This window comes from Pseudoalteromonas peptidolytica, from assembly GCF_012641745.1.
GTDB classification, from domain to species: domain Bacteria; phylum Pseudomonadota; class Gammaproteobacteria; order Enterobacterales; family Alteromonadaceae; genus Pseudoalteromonas; species Pseudoalteromonas peptidolytica.
This window is the reverse complement of record NZ_WEHZ01000016.1, coordinates 96185-119845: the sequence shown is the minus strand read 5'-3', so window position 1 is coordinate 119845 and position 23661 is coordinate 96185. Positions and strand designations below refer to the sequence as shown.

Annotated in this window: 19 protein-coding genes; 16 read left to right on the top strand and 3 right to left on the bottom strand. The window is 42.2% G+C overall.

Going from position 1 to position 23661, the window contains the following annotated elements; translation table 11 throughout:
* Positions 1–72 precede the first annotated feature (72 nt).
* Both F9Y84_RS12170 and F9Y84_RS22415 read left to right on the top strand, forming a co-directional pair.
* On the top strand, positions 73–261 hold the full coding sequence (locus tag F9Y84_RS12170) for a hypothetical protein (RefSeq protein WP_168756763.1): 189 nt from the start codon (positions 73–75) through the stop codon (positions 259–261).
* A gap of 219 nt (positions 262–480) precedes the next feature.
* A complete protein-coding gene (locus F9Y84_RS22415; protein ID WP_167508301.1) occupies positions 481–1509 on the top strand; it encodes a tetratricopeptide repeat protein in 1029 nt (342 codons plus the stop codon).
* Between the two features lie 59 nt (positions 1510–1568).
* On the opposite strand, the gene F9Y84_RS12160 is transcribed toward F9Y84_RS22415, so the two are convergent.
* Both F9Y84_RS12160 and F9Y84_RS12155 read right to left on the bottom strand, forming a co-directional pair.
* Positions 1569–2348: a nucleoside-binding protein gene (locus F9Y84_RS12160; protein ID WP_147391126.1), complete on the bottom strand. Its 780-nt coding sequence runs from the start codon at positions 2346–2348 to the stop codon at positions 1569–1571.
* A 73-nt stretch (positions 2349–2421) separates the two neighbouring features.
* The gene (locus F9Y84_RS12155; protein ID WP_147391125.1) at positions 2422–3735 is read right to left on the bottom strand and encodes a Na+/H+ antiporter NhaC family protein; all 1314 of its coding nucleotides are present in this window, start codon (positions 3733–3735) and stop codon (positions 2422–2424) included.
* A 273-nt stretch (positions 3736–4008) separates the two neighbouring features.
* On the opposite strand from F9Y84_RS12155, the gene dapB reads away from it, so the two are divergent.
* The 8 genes from dapB (at position 4009) to F9Y84_RS12115 (ending at position 16057) form a co-directional block, all read left to right on the top strand.
* Positions 4009–4812: a 4-hydroxy-tetrahydrodipicolinate reductase gene (dapB, locus tag F9Y84_RS12150; RefSeq protein WP_147391124.1), complete on the top strand. Its 804-nt coding sequence runs from the start codon at positions 4009–4011 to the stop codon at positions 4810–4812.
* Positions 4813–5019: 207 nt separating this feature from the next.
* A complete protein-coding gene (gene carA, locus F9Y84_RS12145; RefSeq protein ID WP_147391123.1) occupies positions 5020–6156 on the top strand; it encodes a glutamine-hydrolyzing carbamoyl-phosphate synthase small subunit in 1137 nt (378 codons plus the stop codon).
* Positions 6157–6172: 16 nt separating this feature from the next.
* Positions 6173–9391: a carbamoyl-phosphate synthase large subunit gene (carB, locus tag F9Y84_RS12140; RefSeq protein ID WP_147391122.1), complete on the top strand. Its 3219-nt coding sequence runs from the start codon at positions 6173–6175 to the stop codon at positions 9389–9391.
* 46 nt (positions 9392–9437) lie between these two features.
* The gene (gene greA / locus F9Y84_RS12135; protein WP_125253230.1) at positions 9438–9914 is read left to right on the top strand and encodes a transcription elongation factor GreA; all 477 of its coding nucleotides are present in this window, start codon (positions 9438–9440) and stop codon (positions 9912–9914) included.
* Between the two features lie 327 nt (positions 9915–10241).
* Entirely contained in the window at positions 10242–10847 is a 606-nt protein-coding gene (locus tag F9Y84_RS12130) for a hypothetical protein (RefSeq protein WP_147391121.1), read from the top strand.
* A 531-nt stretch (positions 10848–11378) separates the two neighbouring features.
* Complete coding sequence (locus F9Y84_RS12125) at positions 11379–11654, top strand: hypothetical protein (RefSeq protein ID WP_147390501.1); 276 nt, start codon at positions 11379–11381, stop codon at positions 11652–11654.
* Positions 11655–12158: 504 nt separating this feature from the next.
* On the top strand, positions 12159–14954 hold the full coding sequence (locus F9Y84_RS12120) for a collagenase (RefSeq protein ID WP_147390500.1): 2796 nt from the start codon (positions 12159–12161) through the stop codon (positions 14952–14954).
* A 350-nt stretch (positions 14955–15304) separates the two neighbouring features.
* The gene (locus F9Y84_RS12115; RefSeq protein WP_147390499.1) at positions 15305–16057 is read left to right on the top strand and encodes a type 2 periplasmic-binding domain-containing protein; all 753 of its coding nucleotides are present in this window, start codon (positions 15305–15307) and stop codon (positions 16055–16057) included.
* 135 nt (positions 16058–16192) lie between these two features.
* Here F9Y84_RS12115 and F9Y84_RS12110 read toward each other — a convergent pair whose 3' ends face one another.
* On the bottom strand, positions 16193–16633 hold the full coding sequence (locus F9Y84_RS12110) for a VOC family protein (protein ID WP_128731049.1): 441 nt from the start codon (positions 16631–16633) through the stop codon (positions 16193–16195).
* 160 nt (positions 16634–16793) lie between these two features.
* On the opposite strand from F9Y84_RS12110, the gene F9Y84_RS12105 reads away from it, so the two are divergent.
* The 6 genes from F9Y84_RS12105 to ihfA all read left to right on the top strand — a co-directional run bounded on the left by F9Y84_RS12105 (position 16794) and on the right by ihfA (position 23624).
* A complete protein-coding gene (locus F9Y84_RS12105; protein WP_147390498.1) occupies positions 16794–17972 on the top strand; it encodes a GGDEF domain-containing protein in 1179 nt (392 codons plus the stop codon).
* Positions 17973–18089: 117 nt separating this feature from the next.
* Positions 18090–19151, top strand: coding sequence for a DUF2066 domain-containing protein (locus tag F9Y84_RS12100; RefSeq protein WP_147390497.1), 1062 nt, complete (start codon positions 18090–18092; stop codon positions 19149–19151).
* Between the two features lies 1 nt (position 19152).
* Positions 19153–19857: a DnaA inactivator Hda gene (gene hda / locus F9Y84_RS12095; RefSeq protein ID WP_125253222.1), complete on the top strand. Its 705-nt coding sequence runs from the start codon at positions 19153–19155 to the stop codon at positions 19855–19857.
* 83 nt (positions 19858–19940) lie between these two features.
* The gene (gene pheS, locus F9Y84_RS12090; RefSeq protein ID WP_125253221.1) at positions 19941–20921 is read left to right on the top strand and encodes a phenylalanine--tRNA ligase subunit alpha; all 981 of its coding nucleotides are present in this window, start codon (positions 19941–19943) and stop codon (positions 20919–20921) included.
* Positions 20922–20934: 13 nt separating this feature from the next.
* The gene (pheT, locus tag F9Y84_RS12085) at positions 20935–23322 is read left to right on the top strand and encodes a phenylalanine--tRNA ligase subunit beta (RefSeq protein ID WP_147390496.1); all 2388 of its coding nucleotides are present in this window, start codon (positions 20935–20937) and stop codon (positions 23320–23322) included.
* A 2-nt stretch (positions 23323–23324) separates the two neighbouring features.
* Positions 23325–23624 carry an integration host factor subunit alpha gene (ihfA, locus tag F9Y84_RS12080; protein ID WP_099641651.1) on the top strand — a complete coding sequence of 100 codons (300 nt, stop codon included), beginning with the start codon at positions 23325–23327 and terminating at the stop codon, positions 23622–23624.
* Positions 23625–23661: the final 37 nt, after the last annotated feature.

Genomic DNA, 23661 nt, shown 5'->3' with positions numbered 1-23661 from the left:
CATGTGAAAGTAGAACATCCTACTTCGTAGCGAGCCAGGGCCTTATAAAAGGCCGATTAACCGCATTCATCCATGAATCTAATCGAAATTAGTGCATCCATGTACGTCAAACCTGTTGCAGCAATGCAGCGGGTTTTTTGCTATGTGGGATTTGAAAAGAAAACCTCACAAGATAATCAACACCTCGAAAAGCAATCAATACATTACAAAGCAATCAACACATCGCGAGGTAAACTCACTCCCACCACAACATCAACATAGTGCAGCACTGGTAGGAGGCGGCTTACCCGCCGAGCTGTTGGGTCTCTCAAACAAAAAGAATAAAAACATCCTACTTTGTAACATCGCGAGGTAAATTCGCTCCCACTACAATATCAACTTCATTGTCGAGTCAGATTTTTACTCTTTTATGTGATAAGTTTGATGTAAACTACTAAGCTTCATTATGATTGTTTAAGCTGGCGCGATAGGAGTATTTGTGTGCTACAGGTTGCATTATTGCTTTCTGCATTTGTTGTGTTAACGCCTAACGAGCTATTCAAGACACTACAGGCTATTCAGGGAGCAAACGCGTCTAATCCGAGCGAAGCTTTGGAAATATATACCAAGGTACAGCCAGTCCTGCCTAAAACCCCTTCAAAAGGGTTATACGAAATTCATTTAGCCGGCCTCAAGTCAGGAATTAGAGCAAACGATGTTGGGTTAATCAAAAGTATTATTAACCTTTTCTCAGAAAATAAAGATTGGTTACATTATTTAAACTATGAGAAAGGTGAAATAGCCACTTATCTTGCTATTTATTTTAGAAGGACCGGTAAGTTTGAGCTGGCAGAGAAGAGCTATGAATGTGCAATTCGATTTTCGACAAATGAACAAAAGCAAAAGATCATAAATAACTTAGCTGTACTATATCGGACAGCGGGTCAGTTGGATGAAGCTGAAGAGATTCTTGATAGAGCTCTTATCGAGTATAGGGAAGAGGAACATATTAAAGCAGCGTTACATAATAATTTAGCGAACGTATATTTTGATCGGGCAAATTATGAAAAAGCGGCTGAGTTGTATCGGCTGGCGTTTCTACACCACCAAAAGTCGGGGGAGAACTACGAGGCCAGCTATGTTGGCCTGAACCTACTCAATAGCTATATTGCGTCAAAACAATGGCAGGGCTATCAGCGTTATGTCAATACAGTGAAAATGCGCGTTGATCAAACCCAAGACAGTGAGTTAATAACAGTATTAATGTGGCAAGAACTTACTGTTAAAAGAGCAGAGCAGGTTGCTGAGTTGAATCAAGAACAGCAAGTTTTTTTATTAGACTCCCTTCCTATGCTTATGAAAACAGAGTATCACCACAACATAACAAGGTATGTGTCACTGCTACAGTTGCCGAAACTAACTACGCTATATCAAGATTTCGCCACTTATAAGAACCTAAGTGTTAGAAAATTAGATGATAATAAGCAGTCTCTAGATCTCGCTTTGTCTTGGTGCCAAGAGGGAATTTAGTTCAGTGTCGGCTACAAGAAGCATAAACGCTAGTAGCCGCTGCATCATGGGTACTGGGTTTAGAAAGTCCATGCAAGGTGTAATTGAGGAACGGATTCGTTGGTATCTGTACCAAGTTTGTTGTGCCAATACTGCCATTCCACACCTAACATCAGCTGATCATCTGGCATCCCCATCGCATAGCCGAGATCCCATTGAAGAATTGGTTGTGCGAGCAGCCAGCCTTTTACATCATTACCAAGCTCGTTTTCTCGCTCGCCGATATATTCTACATGGCCAGTAAGATAGAACTTTTGTTCGCCTATTTTGAAAGGATAGCCCCATGCAAGATCTATCATCCAACTATCACTTTCCTTAGGAGCGCCGCCATGACTGATCCCTTGGCTATCGTCTTGATAGAGAGTAAATGTAGATGAGAAAAAGTTGAACCCTTCAAAGTTCCAGTTCACTTTGACACCAGGTAAGTATTTCATCACTTTAGCATCTCCAGCTGCATTGAAGCCCATCGTTAGGCTAACGTCAGCTATAGCGTCAAAAGAGGACTTAAAATCAGCAATCTTTGACATGGAGAAGCTTGAATACCACTCCCCATAAAAGTCACCATCTTGATAGTCATCAGTGAGATCATCTTTACTGTAATCGATAAAAAAGAAGTTATCACCATAGCGATAGCCTGAAGCATGTTGAAGCGAATAAACGGTTGTGGTTGCTTCATTTTTGCTAAAGGGATTTTTAAAGTCGCCGTGGTTGACGTGCAGCTGTGTAGTGCTCCAATCAGCGGCATAGCTAAGTGAGCTAACAGCAAGTGAGGATAAAGTAATGAGCGTATTGAGTTTCATTTATTAACTCGGATAACATTAAAAATGAAAGTATAACAAAAGCGCCCTAAGTTGGGCGCTTAAAGTAAATAAATTATGCTTTATTTCTTCTTAGACAAATAACACAAATGGCAGTGAACGCTAGAATAAAACAGTAATAAGATGAACTAGATACATCCCACGGGCTGATTTTAAAAGTTGCCCCGAGTAACAGTGCCTGTGCACCATAGGGTAAAGAACCCTGCATAACGCACGCAAAAATATCGAGTAAGCTTGCAGAGCGCTTAGCTGAAATGTTTCCGTCTTCAGCTAGCTTTTTAGCAACAGGGCCAGCAACAATAATACTTACAGTGTTATTTGCAATACATAGATTACTGGTTAATACAAGCGCTGCAATACCGAGTTGATCAGCGACTTGGCGGTGCCATTTAGCAATGATACTGGTAACTTTTTGGATTTGCTTTGCTAAAAAATCGAGGCCGCCATTGATACGAATAAACTCGGATAGGCCACCAATGAACATAGATAGTAAGAAAATCTCCTGCATATCACTAAAGCCTTTGTAGACGTCATTTAGGAACGCTGCGCCTTGGTAGTCACCCACAAAACCTATGCAGCCAGCAAACACAATACCGCTAAAAAGAACAACAAAAACATTAATCCCAATCACAGCCAAGACCAAGATAAACGCATAGGGTAAAACTAATAGCCAATCAAACGGTTTGGTTTCTACAACCTGCGGCTCTGGGGTTAAAAATACTAATAGCAAGACAGTCAACAACGCAGCAGGTAGGGCTATCTTTAGATTCTCTCTAAATTTATCTTTCATTTCACAGCCTTGGGTTCGTGTGGCTGCAATTGTGGTGTCAGAAATAATAGATAAGTTATCGCCAAACATTGCACCCGATACTATAGTGCCGGCCATCAGTGCAGGGTCGATCCCCGTTTTCATCGCCACTGCAACAGCAATAGGGCCAATCGCACCAATTGTGCCCATGGAAGTTCCCATTGCAGTAGAGACGACAGCGGAAATAAGGAAAAGGCCAGGTAATAGGAACGCTGGAGGAATAAGTGACAAACCTGCGTTAACCACAGCATCGACACCACCTGTTGCACTTGCAACGGCTGAGAAAGCACCTGCCAATAAATAGATGAGGCACATGGTGATGATGTTGCTGTGTCCAGCGCCTCGAATAAACGTTTCGACACTGCGGTTTATGGTATCTTTATTGAGTAAAAAAGCCAAAACAATGGCGGGTAGAATAGCAACGGGCGCTTTTAATTGATAAAACGCATAGTCGACGCCCTGTGATTGTAAATACAATCCTGCGCCAAGAAAAATCCCTACAAAGGTCAGCAGTGGCAATAATGATAGTTTTGCCTTTGTTTGATTGTAATTTGGTTGCATAGCACTCCCCAACATAAAGCACAGCCAATAATTGGCTGTAAAACCGCAAAACACGCCTAATAAGATGAAGTTTTTTCAACCCTAATAGGTTAGCGAGCGCGGCAGTTTATATGTTTAGACGTCTAAAGTCTAATGTTTTATTATTTTCAACTTGACTGACTATGACATACAGATACGGTAAACTCTACTCCTGCAAAAACGCATTTCTACATATCCGGTTAGCCATAATTGCTACCATTCGGATAATTAATATCGTAAAAATAAGGGTGACACATGACAAGAATAGGTATTTATGGTGCGAATGGCAGAATGGGACTTGCATTAATTGAAGCTTGTTATTTATCGCAACAAGCTGAGCTGATCTGCGCTTTCGTTCGAGAAAGTTCACAATACCTTGATAAAGCAATTAATCAATTGCAGCCAAAGGCAGACACAAATATTCGTTTTAGCTCTGAACAAGATACGCTTGAAAATGTTGATGTATTAATCGACTTCACTTTACCTGAGGGAATGAAGCAACACCTATCAGCCGCGATTGCTGCTAAAAAGCCAATGGTGATCGGTACCACAGGTCTTACTACAACTGAAATGGAACTGCTAGTTGAGGCTGCAAAGGAAATACCTATTGTCTTTTCTCGTAATTATAGTGTGGGTATTAATCTTCTCCTTAATTTAGTGCAAACAGCGGCACAGAAGCTTGCTGACGAGATGGACATTGAAATCTTTGAGGCACACCACCGCCACAAAATCGACGCTCCGTCAGGTACCGCACTGGCTATTGGTGAAGCGATAGCTGAAGCTAAAGGCTGGCAGCATGACGATGTTGCGGTTTATGACCGAAGTCACAGCCATGAAGCGAAATCACAACATGAGATTGGTTATTCGGTGCTTAGAGCGGGTGATATAGTAGGTGAACATACCGCTTACTTTGCAACAATGGGGGAAAGACTCGAATTAACACATAAAGCTGCATCGAGATTGACCTTTGCATCAGGCGCTGTAAGGGCTGCGCAATGGTTAAAAGATAAACCTGCAGGCCTTTACGATATGCAAGATGTCCTAGATTTAAAGAAGTAAGCATATCATTTTGCGGCTTTAAAGTAAAAAAAGAGTTTAAAGGCTTATTTTTGTAATTTTGGTGATTTTAATTAGACGAAATGTGATTCATGCTGTAGACTATAACGAATTTGCCAAAATTTTAATAACTGCGTGTTACCAAGCGCTTTGTAGACGGGATGTTGAGCGTTTTGCTTTCGCCCGTTTTTTACTATCTAGGAGGTTAACTTGACTAAATCCGCTCTGTTAGTCCTTGAAGACGGCACGGTTTTTCGTGGTACTGCTATCGGTGCTGACGGTATGTCAGTCGGTGAAGTAGTATTCAATACGTCAATGACGGGGTATCAAGAGATCTTAACGGATCCTTCATACGCGGAACAAATCGTTACGCTCACTTACCCACATATCGGCAACACCGGTACTAACAGCGAAGATGAGGAAGCGGACAAAATCTGGGCAAAAGGCCTAGTGATCCGTGACTTACCACTGCTTGCGAGTAATTTCCGTAATGAACAGTCATTAAGTGACTACTTAAAAGAACGCAATATCTTAGGGATAGCAGATATTGATACTCGTAAACTCACTCGCATTCTTCGTGATAAAGGAGCCCAAAATGGTTGTATTATCGCAGGTGATGAAGTTGACGAGCAACAAGCGCTAGAAGCTGCGCAAGCATTCCCTGGCTTAAAAGGGATGGATTTAGCAAAAGTAGTGACAACAGAAACTCAGTTTGAATGGCGTGAATCAAGCTGGACTCTGGGCGAAGGTTTTAAAACACTTCGCGCTGAAGATGAAAAGTTTCATGTTGTTGCCTATGACTTTGGTGTGAAAAAGAACATTCTTAGAATGCTAGTTGACAGAGGCTGTAAACTAACAGTTGTTCCAGCAGAAACCTCCGCTGCTGATGTCCTAGCACTCAACCCTGATGGCATCTTCCTATCAAACGGTCCTGGTGACCCTGAGCCATGTACTTATGCCATTGACGCGATAAAAGCATTTTTAGAAACAGACACACCTATTTTCGGTATTTGCTTAGGCCACCAGTTATTAGCACTCGCTTCTGGTGCAAAAACAGTGAAAATGAAGTTTGGTCACCATGGTGGCAACCACCCGGTTAAAGACTTAGATCGTGACGTTGTGATGATCACAGCACAAAACCATGGCTTCGCTGCTGACGAAGCAACGCTTCCTGATAACCTACGTGCAACGCATAAGTCTTTGTTTGATGGCACACTGCAAGGGATCCATCGTACTGATAAGCCTGCGTTTAGCTTCCAAGGTCACCCTGAAGCAAGCCCAGGTCCACATGATGCAGCACCGTTATTCGACCATTTCATTGAATTAATGCAATCTCGCAACGCTTAATTAGACCGGAGTAATAATGCCAAAACGTACTGACATAAAAAGCATTCTGATTTTGGGCGCAGGCCCAATTGTTATCGGCCAAGCCTGTGAATTTGACTACTCTGGTGCTCAGGCCTGTAAAGCGCTGAGAGAAGAAGGATATCGAGTCATTCTTGTAAACTCGAACCCTGCAACGATCATGACTGACCCTGAAATGGCTGATGCAACGTACATCGAACCAATTCACTGGGAAGTTGTTGAAAAAATCATCGAAAAAGAAAAGCCAGATGCTGTCCTTCCTACGATGGGTGGTCAGACAGCACTAAACTGTGCGCTTGATTTAGACAAGCATGGTGTACTTGCTAAGCACGGTGTAGAGTTAATTGGTGCGACGGCAGATGCAATCGACAAAGCAGAAAACCGCGAGCGTTTTGATATCGCGATGAAAAACATTGGCCTTGAGTGTCCTCGCGCAGAGATTGCACACTCAATGGATGAAGCAAAAGACGTGCTAACGCGTATCGGCTTCCCATGTATCATCCGTCCTTCTTTCACCATGGGTGGTACCGGTGGCGGTGTTGCTTACAACATGGAAGAATTTGAAGAAATCTGTACACGTGGTTTAGACCTTTCACCAACTAATGAGCTTCTAATTGATGAGAGCTTACTAGGTTGGAAAGAGTATGAGATGGAAGTTGTTCGTGACAAAAACGACAACTGCATCATTGTATGTTCTATTGAAAACTTTGACCCCATGGGTGTTCACACAGGTGACTCAATCACTGTTGCACCAGCACAAACATTAACTGACAAAGAATACCAGCTAATGCGTAATGCTTCGATGGCGGTACTACGTGAAATTGGTGTTGAAACAGGTGGTTCAAACGTTCAATTTGGTGTGAATCCAAAGGATGGCCGTATGGTTATCATTGAGATGAACCCTCGTGTATCTCGTTCATCTGCACTAGCTTCAAAAGCAACGGGTTTCCCAATCGCGAAAATTGCAGCAAAATTGGCTGTGGGCTACACGCTTGATGAGCTACAAAACGACATCACTGGTGGCGCGACACCAGCGTCATTCGAGCCTTCAATTGACTACGTTGTTACCAAAATCCCTCGTTTTAACTTTGAGAAGTTCGCTGGTGCAAATGACCGTCTAACGACTCAGATGAAGTCTGTTGGTGAGGTTATGGCGATTGGTCGTAACCAGCAAGAGTCTCTTCACAAAGCACTTCGTGGTTTAGAAGTGGGTGCAACAGGTTTCAACCCGATTATTGCACTTGATGCGCCAAACGCAAAAGAAACCATCATTCGTGAGTTACGTGAGCCAGGTGCTGAGCGTATTTGGTACATTGCAGATGCAATGCGTCACGGTATGAGCGTTGAAGATGTATTTGAGTTAACCAAGATTGATCGCTGGTACTTAGTGCAGATTGAAGACATCATTAAAGATGAAACTAAGATCGCAGAAGCGGGTCTTGCTGGTCTTACCAAAGATTTCCTTCGTCGCCTCAAGCGCAAAGGTTTCGCTGATGCGCGCATCGCTGAGATTGCAGGTGTTTCTGAAAAAGAAATCCGCAAGAAGCGTCATCAGTTAGAAATTCTACCTGTGTATAAGCGTGTTGATACATGTGCAGCAGAATTTAGTTCAGACACCGCTTATATGTACTCAACTTACGATGAAGAATGTGAAGCAGCACCTTCTGAAAAAGACAAGATCATGGTTATCGGCGGCGGCCCTAACCGTATCGGTCAAGGCATCGAATTTGATTACTGTTGTGTTCATGCTGCACTTGCAATGCGTGAAGATGGCTATGAAACTATCATGGTTAACTGTAACCCTGAAACCGTTTCAACCGACTACGATACGTCTGACCGTCTATTCTTCGAGCCAATCACGCTTGAAGATGTACTAGAAATCGTACGTGTTGAGAAGCCAAAAGGTGTTATCGTTCAGTACGGTGGTCAAACACCACTTAAACTAGCACGTGACCTTGAAGCGAATGGTGTGCCAGTAATTGGTACTTCTCCAGATGCAATCGACCGTGCAGAAGACCGTGAGCGTTTCCAGCAACTTGTTGAGCGCCTTGACCTTCTTCAACCTGAGAACGCGACAGTAACTTCTCTAGAAGAAGCGGTTGCTAAGTCTCAAGAGATCGGTTTCCCATTAGTTGTTCGTCCATCATACGTATTAGGTGGTCGTGCTATGGAAATCGTATATGACGAAGATGACTTACGTCGTTACATGACTGAGGCGGTATCTGTATCTAACGAAGCACCAGTTCTTCTTGACCGCTTCTTAGATGATGCAATCGAAGTTGACGTTGATGCTATCTGTGATGGTGAAAACGTGATTATTGGCGGTATTATGGAGCACATCGAGCAGGCGGGTGTTCACTCAGGTGACTCAGCATGTTCATTACCAGCACACTCTCTATCGCAAGATATTCAAGACGTTATGCGCAAGCAAGTACGTGACATGGCGCTAGAGCTTGGTGTTGTGGGTCTAATGAATACTCAGTTTGCTGTGAAAGATGGCAAAGTATACCTAATCGAGGTTAACCCTCGTGCAGCACGTACAGTACCGTTTGTTTCGAAGGCAACGGGTGTTGCACTGGCAAAAGTAGCAGCGCGTTGTATGGTTGGGCAGTCTCTTGAAAGCCAAGGTGTAACAAAAGAAGTTATCCCTCCTTATTATAGCGTGAAGGAAGTTGTACTCCCATTCGCTAAATTCTTAGGTGTTGACCCAATGCGTGGTCCAGAGATGCGCTCTACGGGTGAAGTGATGGGTGTTGGTGAAAACTTCGCCGAAGCATTCGCAAAAGCCCAATTAGGTGCATCAAACACTTTACCACGTGGCGGCCGCGCGCTACTATCTGTGCGTAATGGTGATAAGGCACGCGTCGTTGAACTGGCTAAGACAATGAAAGCCATTGGTTTTGAGCTAGATGCAACGAATGGTACGGCGAAAGCGCTTGAAGAAGCGGGTATTGAAGTACGTCGCGTAAACAAAGTATTCGAAGGCCGTCCTCACATTCTTGACCGTATCAAGAATGGTGAGTACAGCTATATCGTTAATACGACCGAAGGTCGCCAAGCTATTGAAGACTCGAAGGTGTTACGTCGTGGTGCACTTCAGCATAAGACTAACTACACCACTACGCTAAATGCAGCGTTTGCAAACTGTACAGCGAATGCAGCTGACGACAGAAGCTCTGTAAACTCTGTTCAAGAATTACACCAGCGTTTGAACTAAAAAGAACAAAGCCAGAGCATATGCTCTGGCGATGAGTGAGATACTTATGCAATCAATTCCGATGACAGTGCGAGGCGAAGAATTGCTTCGTGAAGAACTGAATCATTTAAAAAAAGTTGTTCGCCCAAAAATTGTTGCAGACATTGCAGAAGCACGTGAACACGGCGATTTGAAAGAAAACGCTGAATATCATGCAGCAAGAGAGCAGCAAGGTTTTTGTGAAGGCCGTATTCAAGAAATTGAAGCGAAACTTTCAACTGCACAAATAATTGATGTAACTAAAATGCAAAATAACGGCAAGGTTATTTTTGGCAGTACGGTTACTATCGTTAATGTGGATACGGACGAAGAAGTTAGCTACCGCATTGTTGGTGATGATGAAGCAGATATTAAAAATAACTTAATTTCTGTTAACTCTCCAATTGCGCGTGGATTAATTGGCAAAGAGCTAGATGATACAGTGAATATTCAAACGCCAAATGGCCTAGTTGAGTATGAAATCATCGAGGTTGAATACAAGTAATCCTTTTCAATTAAAAGCCCGTATTTTGAAAAATACGGGCTTTTTTGTTACCCACCTTGTCATAACTCTTCCTCACCTCTATGAATATAGATGCACAGGTGTTCACTTAATACTATGTTATCAACAACCTCTTCTCGTTTATTAAGATTAATTGGTATTAATCCAGTTAATTGATGTAGCTTCTTACCCCGTGTCTCAGTCACTGAACTTAAACGAGTCTGAACGCTCACTCAGAACTTAGCTGTAATGTCATGTAATTGCTAATTATGCAAAACCTTCTAGGGTTTGTGTTAATCCTTGACACGGAACAAAAATGAGGAGGTACATGTGCCATTTGAAATGGAACAGTTTAAAACTGAAGGATTTGAGCTTTTTATATCAAGTTGGAAAGAGAGGCTAGCAAGCACAGGAATTCATCAAGAGTTACCCAGTCAAAAGCATGAGTTTTGGCGCACTCTACGACTAAGATCCACAGTGGATCTCAGCAAGCATAGCGCACTTCTCCAAGGGGTTAGCTTGGCTAGGTACGACACATACCTCGTTCTTACTGCTTTGTTGTACACCAATAGCTTGTTTGAGAGTAAAGACCTAATTATCGGCCATAACTTGCCAGGACACTTTTTTAATGACGCTAATCCAGCTCAGCAGTGTTTTTCTCGAGAATTGCTTGATTCTCTTAATCTCAACCAGCCGCTTTGCTTAATCGATGAATACTTCGAGAATTTTGAGATAAATACAATATGCTATGAGCAATTACGCAAGGCCGTTCCGACATGGCACGATGCGTTTCATGAGCTGGAAGCCGTAACAAATTTCACTTCGGCGCCACGCTCAGCATCCCAGCTTCCTAGTAGTTTATTATATTTTATACCGCAGCTATTTTCTGAAAAGCAGATTATTGAGCAGTGTAATCATTTATCCGCGCTTTATTGACTCAAACTTTAGGTAGAGAGTGTTAATACCAATTTGACTTAATACTTGCTCAATTTGAAGGAGTAAATCTGACGCTAACTGCGTTAAAAATTTCTCATTTAGAACAACTAAATAGCAAAATTTTTGCCTTGCCTACACGGATGTAGGTACCTTGGCGATAGCAGGACGCGGTAGCGGAGTTATCGACAGGATTTTCTCGCCTCAAAATAGACTACTTAATTAAGCAAATTGGTATAAAGGCCACATAAAACTTGCGGCTAAAAAAGTATAAGTTATTCGAAGTCCGGTTTGATGAATATGAGGCATTTTAGCTTTTTGGCGATAGTTGAGTACCTAGCCACAGAGTGTGAATAGGGGATAAACTTGCATGCAAATTAATTAGCCGATGATGTAACAATTGACACAGTTTGAAACGAATTTACTTTAGACTTTTTTGCTGTGCTTGCTACACTTTATTTGTTCCCAAGACCAATTAGACACCGATCCCTAAGCATTGTGATATGGATCGGTATCTTTATTTATAGGATTAGCATGAGTTTATTAAAAAGTGCACTTATTAAGACTTTAAAAAGTAAATCTACTCAGCAGGTCGCTTCGGTCGTGCTTGATAAAGCATTGAAGCAGGGAAAGGAGTTCATAGACTCACGAAACACGCAAATGAAAAGTGAGACTGATGAGTTAGTATTGGGACTTCAGCACCTATTAGTGCAGAAGCCAACGGATGGTATTTATTCCATTTCGCTTTCAAACTGTAAAATTAGAGTTAAAATATCATCAGGTGCCATCGCCCAAATAGATAAAATTTAAAATATTCTCCTTTTCTGTAAATTTCTATTCCTCACCACCGTCAGTTAACCGATTTATCTTTATTTAACCAAGGGTTGGGTTTAAATGCTCGAAACTTGATATGTACTGTAATCTGGTAGTCTCAATGACAAATTATGACTGAGCTTATGCTCAAACTTTAGGTCGGGATAAGCAGTTAGTTAGTCAACTTAGGTGCCTCTGCGCAATATTGCTCTAGCCAGAAGTGATTTCTTAATATATGGCAAATTTATACATCAAAAGCAGCTCTATTCAAGCAAAACTAACGCTGTAGTACGCGATAATAGTTTCCTTTTTGGAAACAGTGGAAGTGGTATTGTGATTTCTACTTCGCGCATTTGAGCCCCTCCAACCAAGATATAAATCACCTCACTATTCCATAATGTTATATAAAATATATTGTATACATTGTGTATTTGATGTTAGAAAAATAAAACCCAATCGGATAGACCCGTTGGGTTTGGATACACAACATAAAGGTAACTTATGAAAACAACAAAATTTACGTCAGTCATGGTCGCGTTAGCAATGGCAGGAGCGGTAAACGCCCATCAAGAGTCAGAGCGATTATTTAAGCCATTAGAGGCGTCGAGCCAGGCAAAAATTAATATCTCGCATGGTCATGAACACAACGCCAAACGGGATAAAGCGCCGGTCGCCGAGAGTGAAGCTATGCAAGTTAGCCCATTACTCGCCGCACAAACTTCTCAAGTCAATACATTTAATGCTGACCGCAGCGAGCAGTTAAGCGTTTGCGACTTAGCTAGTCTGGCAAATGCCAACAGCAGTCAAATTGTTGCTGAAGTCAAGCTGCAAGGGGCAAGTTGTATCAATGCGCTATTTTCGGCTGAAAGCAGTATTCAATCAAAAGTGTTTACTTCTGATAAAATGTATGCTGCTGCGCAAAGCACAAAAGCGCTTTCTCAGAGCTACGCTGGCAACGGTAGCTCTGATCTTGAAGCTTTATACTTATTTATTCGTGCTGGTTTTTACGTTGAGTTTTATAACGACCAAGTGAGTTTTGCAACTTGGGTAAAGCCTGCTGTGAAAGAGGCTTTGGATGCGTTTGTAAATAATAGCCACTTTTACGATGACAATGATGCACATGGCAAAGTCTTAAGCGAAGCAATAATCACCATGGACTCGTCTGAGTTGCAAGACAGCTACCTGCCAGTAGTGAAGGCTTGGCTAGCAAAATGGAATGAAAGCTATGGGCAGAAATGGAATATGCGAAGCGCGGTAAATGGCATTTTTACGATTTTATATCGTGGACAATGGAATAGTAACTTCGTAGCGCAGGTAAAAAATGATCAAGAGCTAGTCCAATTATTAGGTAACTTTACGGCGCAAACTTGGATGATAAACTCTGATTCACAATACCTCATTATCAATGCTGCAAGCGAACTGGCAAGATTAAAGCTATATGATGGTGCAGCAATACAAGACAACGTAGACAATCAACTAGTGTCACTATTTTCACGCTATGAGAGCTATGGCTTTGGGGATGGAGTATGGTTGGCTGCGGCTGATGTTGCAACGTATTACTCGGATTGTAGTAAGTTTGATATTTGTGACTTTGACAAAGAGCTAGAAGCGAAAGTTCTGTCACAGCAGCATAGCTGTAGCGACACTATTAAAATACGTGCACAAGAGTTAACACCCGTACAGCTGACATCTGCTTGTGAAAAAATGGAAGCAGAGGAAGTGCGTTTCCACGATATGCTTGAGACAGGTCGTTCACCCGTAGCAGACGATAACAATGATTTTCTTCAGGTTAATATCTTTAACAGTAGTTCAGACTATAAAAAATATGCTAAAGCCATTTTTAAAATAAGCACAGACAATGGTGGTATGTATCTGGAAGGGGATCCAAGCGATGTGAATAATATTGCCAACTTTGTTGCTTACGAGGCAAGCTATGCTAAACCCGATCACTACATCTGGAACTTAGAGCATGAGTATGTGCATTACCTTGATGGTCGTTTTGACTTGTATGGAGGATTTAATGCCCCAACCAAACCAATCGTGTGGTGGAGTGAAGGGGTTGCTGAATACATCGCAAACCTTAACGACAATCAAGCTGCTATCGATACGATTCAAGATGGCTCCACCTATACGCTAGCTGAAACCTTTAGCACCACTTACGATGGATTTGACCAAGATAGGATCTATCGTTGGGGATATTTAGGTGTCAGATTTATGTACGAAAGACACTTTGATGAAGTAAAGGCAATGCGACAAGAAACCAGAACCGCAAATTGGGATGGTTATCAAGAGCGTGTCAATCGTTGGGCGTCTCAGTATCAGTCTGAATTTGTGCAATGGTGTAATAGTTTGGTTGATGGCGGACAAAATAACGCGCCGACATCACAAATTAATGGCCCATATACAGGGACTGCTGATCAAGCCATTCAGTTTTCTAGTCAAGGAAGCATAGATCCAGATGGTGACACATTAACGTATCTTTGGAGTTTTGGAGACGGTAGTGAGAGCAACATCGCTAATCCCACACATAACTATACTCAACCTGGTGAGTATCAAGTAAGTCTTACGGTTATGGATCCTGCCGGTTTAAGTCATGTAAGTAATACGATTGCTTCCATAAGTGCAGCGTCATCAGAAAAGTTACGTTCAGGAAGTCCAGTAATTATTTCAGGTGAACAAGATGAACAACTTGCCTTTTCCATTGACGTTGCTGCGGGTGTAGACAAATTAATTTTGACGACATCTGGAGGAACTGGAGATGTTGATCTGTATGTCAAAGCGGGAACAGCGCCAACATTCAATGAATTTGATTGCCGGCCTTATAAATCTGGTAACGAAGAAATATGCGAAATTGCTACCCCGGTAGCTGGCACTTATTACCTTATGCTACACGGTTACAATCGCTTTGAAAATGTTCAGTTATTAGGAGAGATCCATACTAAGTCAGCGGTTGAGGATATGTGCAAGTCTCAAGGTAGTATATCCAATGGCAGATTAACAGCCGGTAAAACGGTGTGTCTAGGTAGCCAAGATCCGATGTGGTTTAGCCTTGAAAATGTAAGTGCACAGCAATCAATTGTAATACAAACTGCCCATGGCAGCGGTGACTTGGGGCTTGAGTACAGTAATGGGGGGTGGCCAAATGGTAGCAATGTGGAGGCTAGCTCTTTTAATCAAGGTAATGTTGAATGTATCGAGCTCGGTGCACAATCTTCGTATTGGGGATATATAAAAGTATCAGGTGATCCAGCTGGTGCATCAATCAAAGTATCGTATAACGCGGGGAGCTGCAATTAGCTATAAAAGGGTAATCGACTATAATGTTTGAGGAGCTTTATGAGCTCCTTTTTCGTTACCCAGAGAATGATGTGACAGTTTTACTCAAAAGAGGCTAGGCTGTATTGATAATATAATACCAATTAGACTTAATACTTGCTCAATTTGAAAGTGTAAATCTGACGCTAACCGCGTTAAAAATGTCTTATTTAGAACAACTAAATAAGACATTTTCCTTGCTTACTTGGATGTAGATACCTGAGCGAGAATAGAACGCGGTAGCGGAGTTATCGACAAGATTTTCCCGCCTCAAAATAGATCACGTAATTAAGATAATTGGTATAAGTGCTGTGTAAGTGATGAGGCCTGTGGTGTTAAAGATAGCTTTTCTTTCTACTTTTCTATTTCTGTTAGGGTCGTTTCTAGCATATAGCGCTCTGCAACAGACACTATATGTGTATCATAATAAGCCGCCATACATCACAGACTTAGACGCTCGTGAAGGCCTCTATTTTGATATTGTCAGGCTGATAAATAGCCATGCGACTGAGCTACAGTTTGACTTGCGATTTATTCCCCGCAAGCGTCTGGATAAACTGCTTCAAGAAGCACAGTTACCAGGCTTTATATTAGGGGTTAACCCAGCTTGGTTTGGGGACATAAAAAAACAGAAGTACCTTTGGAGCAGCCCATTAATGTATGACACGGATGAATTCGTATCGCATATTGAACATCCGTTTGAATATTATCATCCAAGCTCGTTGTCTGGCAATTTGGTCGGTACAATCGCTGGTTACTATTATCGATACCTTGATCAAAAAAATGAATATTCAAAAGTGCAAAGAGTAGATGTTAATTCTGAGGAAGCCTTGCTTGAAATGGTGTTGAAAAAACGGGTTAATGTTGCCATTGTCAGCCGCTCGACCACAGAGCATTTAGCCACTAAAAATGGTTGGAAAGAGGTGTTTTACTTTTCTCAAAATCCACATGAGACATATTACCGAGCGATTATGGCACCAGAGTCACTCAAAGCAGAATTTACGTTACTACAAGATGCACTAGACTCTGAGTTATTTAAAAAGCAACTTGTGACATTGCTAAAAAGTTATCATTTAGTCTACTGAAAAATCAAACTACAGTGGTGCCAAGTGCATGCTAACGTGCAACATCAATTTTAACTACAACATGAGCGCTAATCGTTGAGTGTATAACGGGCGGGATTAACGCTATTTTTCGAATCACGGCAGCTGGGCGTTACGTTACCAGCTACCTGTATTTTCCATCGATTTCCACGGCTCTTGTGGTGGTAGTGCATCACCCTGTTGCAGTAATTCGATCGATATACCATCAGGTGACTTGATAAAGGCCATGTGGCCGCACCGAGGAGGCCTATTTATAATTACGCCGGCTTCTTGCAGTTTATGGCAAAGATCGTAAATATTTTCAACGGCAAAAGCCAAGTGCCCAAAATTACGACCGCCATCATATTTTTCGGGATCCCAATTGTAAGTTAGCTCAATCGTGGGTGAAAAGCTTTCTCGCGCTTGCTCTGCTTGCTCAGGGGCTGCAAGATAAATCAAACTAAAACGACCTTGCTCACTGTCATACCTTTTTACCTCAATAAGCCCCAATAGATCACAATAAAAATTAAGTGACTCATTTAGATCGCTTACACGAACCATGGTGTGTAAATATTTCATTACTTATTCCTTCTGGGTTACTAACATCAATTTTAAAGCTTTACCTCATGGATTAAAAGCGAAGGCTTAACTTTATAAAAATGAGGCGGATTTCTGGCAATTTCTACATCGGGTAGTTAAGCTTTTTGACGATGGATAACGAATTAAAAGAAGGTGCTCGATGATGGCAGAACTTCCAGAGGTAATTGATAGCATGACAGACATCGTATCATGCTTAAATACAAGTGAGTCTTTGGAGCATTTTTTATTAAATGTTCACTGTATTGTGCAAAAAATTACCTATGCCGATAATTTTTATGTTGTGTTGCAACGTCAAGATGGCTCATTTGAGTTTCCTTATTTTCATGACGTCAAGGATAGTATTTCACTAGATGAGTTAAATAATTTAACTACAGCTGAGTTAAACAAGACGCTGACCTATTATGCGCTTAGTTCAGATAGCGTAAAAAATTACACCGAGCACTCGCTAAAGGCACTCACTTCCACAGGTGTTATCGATATGCTAGGGAGCTTTCCCAAACAGTGGTTGTGTTTCCCATTAATGAATAAAGACAAGCATTTAGGTGCTTTTGTACTCCAGTCTTACCGCCGTCAAGATGAATACTCAGACAATATGGTAGATCTTTTATACACGGTGAGTCATGTAATCGCTTCTGCAATGGATGCTTTTGCAAACCAGCAAGCATTAATTGACGCCAATCAAGCATTAAGAAAACACGAATTAGAGTTAGAAAAAACGGTACAAGCGCGAACCTTCGAACTTCAAGCGAGCCTGTCTGAGTTGCAATCAGAAATCGACAAACGCAAAGCGCTTCAAGAAAAGCTGGAATTTGATGCCTATCACGACAATCTCACGCAGCTTGCCAATAGAAAGTATTTGTTAAATGAGTTACAAAAATTATCTGCGCGTTCATCTCGTCAGCCAATTAATGTGTACCTAGGATATTTAGATTTAGATAATTTTAAACCAATCAATGACACTCATGGTCATCATAGTGGCGATGAAGTGCTGGTACATGTTGCTAGAAGATTGCAGGAGACAGTAAGGGAGTATGACTTTGTATGTCGGATTGGTGGAGATGAATTTGTGTTTGTTATTAATGAAAGCATTGCATCAGACATGTTATCTCGATTAACAGAACGTATTCGCACTGAGGTTAACCAAGATATTTTGTTGAGTAATGGTCAGCTTGTACAGGTTGGTTGTAGTATTGGAGTGGTGATTGCTGAAGGGGTGAGCGTGAGTGCTGAGTCGTTGTTAAAAAGGGCGGACAATGCACTTTATGAAGCAAAGAAACAAGGTAAAAATCAGGTCTCATTTAGCTTTGAACCACGCTGAACTTGAGATTAAGATCCTTATATTTATCATGTTTTTATAATTTCTTTTGGTGATTGCATGTTGGCCTTTGCTTTACGTTGGTGATTGTTTTAGGATCAAGCTTTACAGATAAAACAATTGCATTCTATGACCATTAGGCTGATCTTTATTGCACTTATTTGCTTTACCTTGACGGCAAAAGCTGTTGAAGTTCAAAATCTATATGAGACTTCACTGACCGTTAGCGATAAATCTCGTGCGACACGGGCTAAAGCGAGCCAACAGGCGCTGTTAAAAGTATTACAAAAGCTCACCGGTAAAGCTGACGATTTTTCCCACTCGGCAATTCAGTCAAGCCTAAGGCGGATCTCGGACTACATGTTGAGATATGAATATTACGACATGCAAGGCGCAACGAAAATAAAGGTTGAATTTGAGCCGGGGAAAGTTGAAGAGCTGGTTAGAGGAGCAGGCTTACCTCTTTGGGGAAATCGACGCCCTATGATTGCTATTTGGATAGTAATTGAAGACAACTTTCAGCGTGATTTCGTGACACAAGAAAGCTACCCCCAATTAGAACGATTAATTTACGATACCGCTGATGAATGGGGAGTGCCTGTTGTTGTCCCCTTGATGGACTTGGTAGACCGAAGTAACGTTAGTATTGCTGAAGTATGGGGAAACTTTTCCAACGAAGTGGAAGCTGCATCACGTCGGTATGAAGCCGAACGTGTTATTACTGCAAGGTTGTTTCAACCTCCTCATACTAGCTCTTGGCAATTAGATTGGCGTTATACTGATGCAGAGCTTTTTGAACCTGAGCAATATGTTGGCGATAAACAGCAAGTGATCATTGATATGATAAATTATGTATCTAGTACCTTGGCTCAGCAATACGTAATAGATCCCAATCAAACGCAAGATGTGCACCGAACAGTGATTACGGTCGACCAATTATTATCCTTTGCTGATGTTGAGCATGCTAGGCGTAGGCTACTGTCTATGAGCACAGTGATGGATGTTGACGTCATCTATCGAGCAAAAACGGCTGTCAAGTTTGCCATTGAGCATACTTCAACAGTTTCTGATTTGCGTAAAACAATAGGCTTAGAGCAAAGCTTTAAAATATTCGTTGACCCTAGGGCGTACTACCAAATTGCCGATGATGGTAATTTAAAATATAACTGGGTGGGTCGCTAAGATGGAATCGCCACGTCAAATGGCATTGCCCGTCACATTACCTGATGACGAAACATTTTCTTCTTATTTCGGTGGTGAAGCTTCCTTAGAAGTAAGCCACCTAAAAAATGGCCTAGCTCAGCGCTCAACGGGGTTTCAATATACTTATTTGTGTGGATTAGCAGACTCTGGCAAGTCGCATTTACTCTATGCTACTTGTATCGAAGCCCAGGAGTTAGGGCTTTCCACCATTTTGTTGTCATTGCGAGAAGTACTCGATTTCGGTCCTTTGGTGCTTGATGGTTTAGACGCCTTAGACGTTGTGTGCATCGATGATGTCCATTTGGTTGCTGGAAACGAAGCATGGGAAAAAGCATTATTTAACTTTTTCAATCGCTTCAACGAAAAAGGTAAGTGTCTCGTGGTGACTGCAGACTTACTTCCTAATATGCTAAACCTGTCGTTACCAGACTTAGAATCGCGCTTGACGTGGGGTACGACATTTCAGATCCGCTCAATGAGTGATGACGACAAAGCCGAAGCATTGGTAAAAAGAGCGTATATGCGTGGCCTTGAACTTTCAGATGACTGTGCTCGATTTTTGCTCACTCGGCTAAGCCGTGACATGCGAGCACTGCTCGATGTACTAGACAAACTTGATCACGCATCCATGGCAGCGCAAAGAAAGTTAACGATTCCTTTTATAAAAGCGACTTTAAAGCTGTAACAGGGCTAGAATATCGCCTTGCAATTCAGTTATCATAAGAGATTAAATAACAGCAAATTACCTCAGCAAAGATCAGGTAGACAATGAATTTAGAAAATATTTTAGCGCAAGCGCTCGAAGCCGTAGAGCAGGCAAGCGAAATTGCGCACCTTGAGGAAGTTAGAGTTAACTACCTTGGTAAGAAAGGTGAGATCACCGGTCTTCTAAAAACGCTAGGCAAACTAGCGCCGGAAGAGCGTAAAGACGCAGGTCAAGTGATTAACCAAGCTAAAACCCAAGTACAAGATGCGATTACGGTAAAACGTGAAGCGTTAGCAAATGCAGCACTTGAGCAGAAGTTAGCCGCTGAAACCATCGATGTGACCTTACCAGGTCGTACTATGCCCGCTGGTGGCCTTCACCCAGTAACTCGCACTATTGAACGAATTGAACAATTCTTTGGTGAGCTAGGATTTGCTGTTAAATCTGGCCCAGAGGTTGAAGATGACTTTCATAACTTTGACGCGCTAAATATTCCTGAGCATCACCCAGCGCGTGCTGATCATGATACTTTCTATTTCAATCCTAAATTGGTACTGCGTACACAAACCAGTGGTGTTCAGATCCGTACAATGGAAGCAGAGCAACCACCTTTACGCATTATTTCGCCGGGCCGTGTTTATCGTAACGACTACGATCAAACACACACACCGATGTTCCATCAAGTTGAAGGCCTGATGGTAGATACTGACGTTAGCTTTACTGAACTGAAAGGGATCTTGCACGATTTCCTACGTAATTTCTTTGAAGAAGATATGGAAATTCGTTTTCGCCCTTCATACTTCCCATTTACAGAGCCTTCAGCAGAAGTAGATGTAATGGGGAAAAATGGTAAATGGTTAGAAGTGCTCGGTTGCGGTATGGTGCACCCGAACGTATTGCGTTCGGTAGGCATTGATCCTGAAAAATACACAGGTTTCGCCTTTGGTATGGGGGTTGAGCGCTTGACTATGTTGCGTTATGGCGTAACTGACTTGAGGGCTTTCTTCGAAAACGATTTAAAATTCCTAAACCAATTCAGATAAGAGCGACAAAAGTATGAAATTCAGTGAAAAGTGGTTACGCGAGTGGGTTAATCCAGCAATTGATACTGATGCGCTATCTGAGCAATTATCAATGGCTGGTTTAGAGGTTGATGGTGTAGACCCAGTAGCTGGTGACTTCCAAGGGGTTGTTATCGGTGAAGTAGTTGAGTGTGAACAACACCCAGATGCTGACAAACTTAGAGTAACAAAAGTAAACGTAGGCGAAGACGAGCTACTAGATATTGTCTGTGGTGCCGCTAACTGCCGTGTAGGTTTAAAAGTAGCGGTTGCTAAAGTGGGCGCAACGCTGCCTGGTGATTTCAAAATCAAGAAAGCTAAACTTCGTGGTCAGCCATCACATGGTATGCTTTGTGCGTTCGAAGAGCTGGGCATGGCAGAAAGTTCAGACGGTATTTTAGAGCTACCGATGGACGCGCCAATTGGCCAAGATATTCGCGAATACTTTGGCTTAGACGACGTAACTATTGATGTTGACTTAACTGCAAACCGCAGTGACTGTTTAGGGATCAAAGGTCTTGCTCGTGAAGTTGGAGTACTAAACAGTATCGATGTAACAGAAGTGGCTATCACGCCAGTTACTCCAACAATTGATGACAAAATCGCTATTGAGTTAGTAAACAGCGAAGCATGTCCACGTTACTTAGGTCGAGTGATCAAGGGCGTTAACGTTAACGCAGACACTCCATTATGGATGGTTGAAAAACTGCGCCGTTGTGGCGTGCGCTCAATTGACCCTGTGGTTGATGTTACTAACTACGTTTTGCTTGAGTTAGGCCACCCGATGCACGCATTCGATTTAAACCAAATCGAAGGTGGGATCAAAGTACGCAACGCCCATGAAAATGAAGAGCTGGTATTATTAGATGGCAATACGGCGAAGCTTAAGCCATCAACGCTGCTTATTGCAGATGACAATAAGGCACTGGCCATGGCAGGTATTTTTGGTGGTGAGCGCTCTGGTGTTAATGAGCAGACAACAGACATTTTATTAGAAAGTGCCTTCTTTGCACCGTTGGCAATTGCGGGTCAAGCGCGTAGCTATGGTTTGCATACTGATGCGTCGCACCGCTACGAGCGTGGTGTAGACCCTGTACTCCAGCGTGACGCAATGGAAAGAGCAACAGGTTTGCTGCTTGAAATCGTTGGTGGTGAAGCTGGGCCGATTGTTGAAGCGGTATCAGAAGCAGATTTACCAAAAGAGCGTGAAGTGACTTTACGCCGTGAGCGTTTAGATCGCGTTATCGGTTATCATATCGAAGATGCTAAAGTATCTGATATCTTAACGCGTCTTGGTTTAGCGGTAACATTTGCAGGCGGCCAGTGGCAAGCAACAGTACCGAGCTATCGCTTTGATATCAGCATTGAAGAAGATTTGATCGAAGAAGTGGCTCGCGTATTTGGCTACAATAATATTCCAAATGTGGCGCCAACCGCGGCGTTAAAGATGACAGATCATCAAGAAGCGCGTTTGCCAGTAGCGCGTTTTAGAGATGAGTTAGTAAGTCGTGGCTACCAAGAGGCGATCACCTACAGTTTTGTTGATCCAAAAGCTCAGCAGTTGTTGCACCCACAATCTGATGCGTTAATCTTGCCACACCCAATTTCAGTGGAAATGTCGGCAATGCGCGTAAGCTTGATGACGGGCTTAATCAATGCGGTTTCTTATAACCAAAATCGTCAACAATCACGCATTCGCTTGTTCGAAACTGGGCTGAAGTTTATTAAAGATGACAGTGCAGAAAACGGTGTACGTCAAACGGCTGTAATTGGTGGTATTGCCTATGGTAATACACATAATGAACACTGGTCTGTGCCTTCACGTAAAGTGGATTTCTTTGATGTAAAAGGCGATGTAGAAGCATTACTGGCACTATGTAATGATAAAGCACGTTTTAGCTTTAAAGCCGAAGCGAGTGATGGCTTGCACCCAGGCCAATCAGCTGCAATTTATGCAGATGGCAAAAAAGTCGGTTTTATCGGTGCAGTACATCCGCAGCTATTAAAGCCGTTAGAGCTTAAAGATACGCCATATGTGTTTGAAATTGACATGGCTGCTTTAGAAAACCGTCTGCTTCCTGAAGCGGTAAGCATCTCTAAATTCCCATCAAATAGAAGAGATATTGCTATTTTAGTTGCAGATGACGTAAAAATAGGCGATATTTTAGAGTGCATTGAGAAAGTTGGCGGAAATCAATTAGTTGACCTAAACTTATTCGATGTGTACAAAGGGCAAGGTGTTGAACCTGATCATAAGAGTTTAGCTATTGCTCTAACATTGCAAGCGGTTGATAGAACACTCGAAGAGAAAGACATCAACGCGGTTGTAGAAAACGTGGTGGCCGAATTGGCCAAACAATTCAATGCATCGTTGAGGGACTAGATATGGCGCTTACTAAAGCCGACATAGCTGAACACCTATTTGATAAACTGGGGATCAATAAGAAAGATGCCAAAGACTTAGTTGAAGCGTTTTTTGAAGAAATCCGCTCAGCGCTAGAAAACGGCGAGCAAGTAAAGCTCTCCGGGTTTGGTAACTTTGACCTTCGCGACAAGAAGGAACGCCCAGGTAGGAACCCAAAAACTGGGGAAGATATTCCTATCTCTGCGCGACGCGTGGTAACTTTTAGGCCAGGCCAAAAGTTAAAAACCCGTGTTGAGGTCGGCACAAGCAAAAACTTGTAAAAGTAAAAAAGCCTTGGTAGCGATACCAAGGCTTTTT

What these genes read in the sequence shown, in the direction of transcription:
- F9Y84_RS12170 (WP_168756763.1), top strand. Translation starts at nt 73, where the DNA reads ATGAATCTAATCGAAATTAGTGCATCCATGTACGTCAAACCTGTTGCA.
- F9Y84_RS12160 (WP_147391126.1), bottom strand. Translation starts at nt 2,348, where the DNA reads ATGAAACTCAATACGCTCATTACTTTATCCTCACTTGCTGTTAGCTCA.
- F9Y84_RS12155 (WP_147391125.1), bottom strand. Translation starts at nt 3,735, where the DNA reads ATGCAACCAAATTACAATCAAACAAAGGCAAAACTATCATTATTGCCA.
- dapB (WP_147391124.1), top strand. Translation starts at nt 4,009, where the DNA reads ATGACAAGAATAGGTATTTATGGTGCGAATGGCAGAATGGGACTTGCA.
- carB (WP_147391122.1), top strand. Translation starts at nt 6,173, where the DNA reads ATGCCAAAACGTACTGACATAAAAAGCATTCTGATTTTGGGCGCAGGC.
- greA (WP_125253230.1), top strand. Translation starts at nt 9,438, where the DNA reads ATGCAATCAATTCCGATGACAGTGCGAGGCGAAGAATTGCTTCGTGAA.
- F9Y84_RS12125 (WP_147390501.1), top strand. Translation starts at nt 11,379, where the DNA reads ATGAGTTTATTAAAAAGTGCACTTATTAAGACTTTAAAAAGTAAATCT.
- F9Y84_RS12120 (WP_147390500.1), top strand. Translation starts at nt 12,159, where the DNA reads ATGAAAACAACAAAATTTACGTCAGTCATGGTCGCGTTAGCAATGGCA.
- F9Y84_RS12110 (WP_128731049.1), bottom strand. Translation starts at nt 16,633, where the DNA reads ATGAAATATTTACACACCATGGTTCGTGTAAGCGATCTAAATGAGTCA.
- F9Y84_RS12105 (WP_147390498.1), top strand. Translation starts at nt 16,794, where the DNA reads ATGATGGCAGAACTTCCAGAGGTAATTGATAGCATGACAGACATCGTA.
- hda (WP_125253222.1), top strand. Translation starts at nt 19,153, where the DNA reads ATGGAATCGCCACGTCAAATGGCATTGCCCGTCACATTACCTGATGAC.
- pheS (WP_125253221.1), top strand. Translation starts at nt 19,941, where the DNA reads ATGAATTTAGAAAATATTTTAGCGCAAGCGCTCGAAGCCGTAGAGCAG.
- pheT (WP_147390496.1), top strand. Translation starts at nt 20,935, where the DNA reads ATGAAATTCAGTGAAAAGTGGTTACGCGAGTGGGTTAATCCAGCAATT.
- ihfA (WP_099641651.1), top strand. Translation starts at nt 23,325, where the DNA reads ATGGCGCTTACTAAAGCCGACATAGCTGAACACCTATTTGATAAACTG.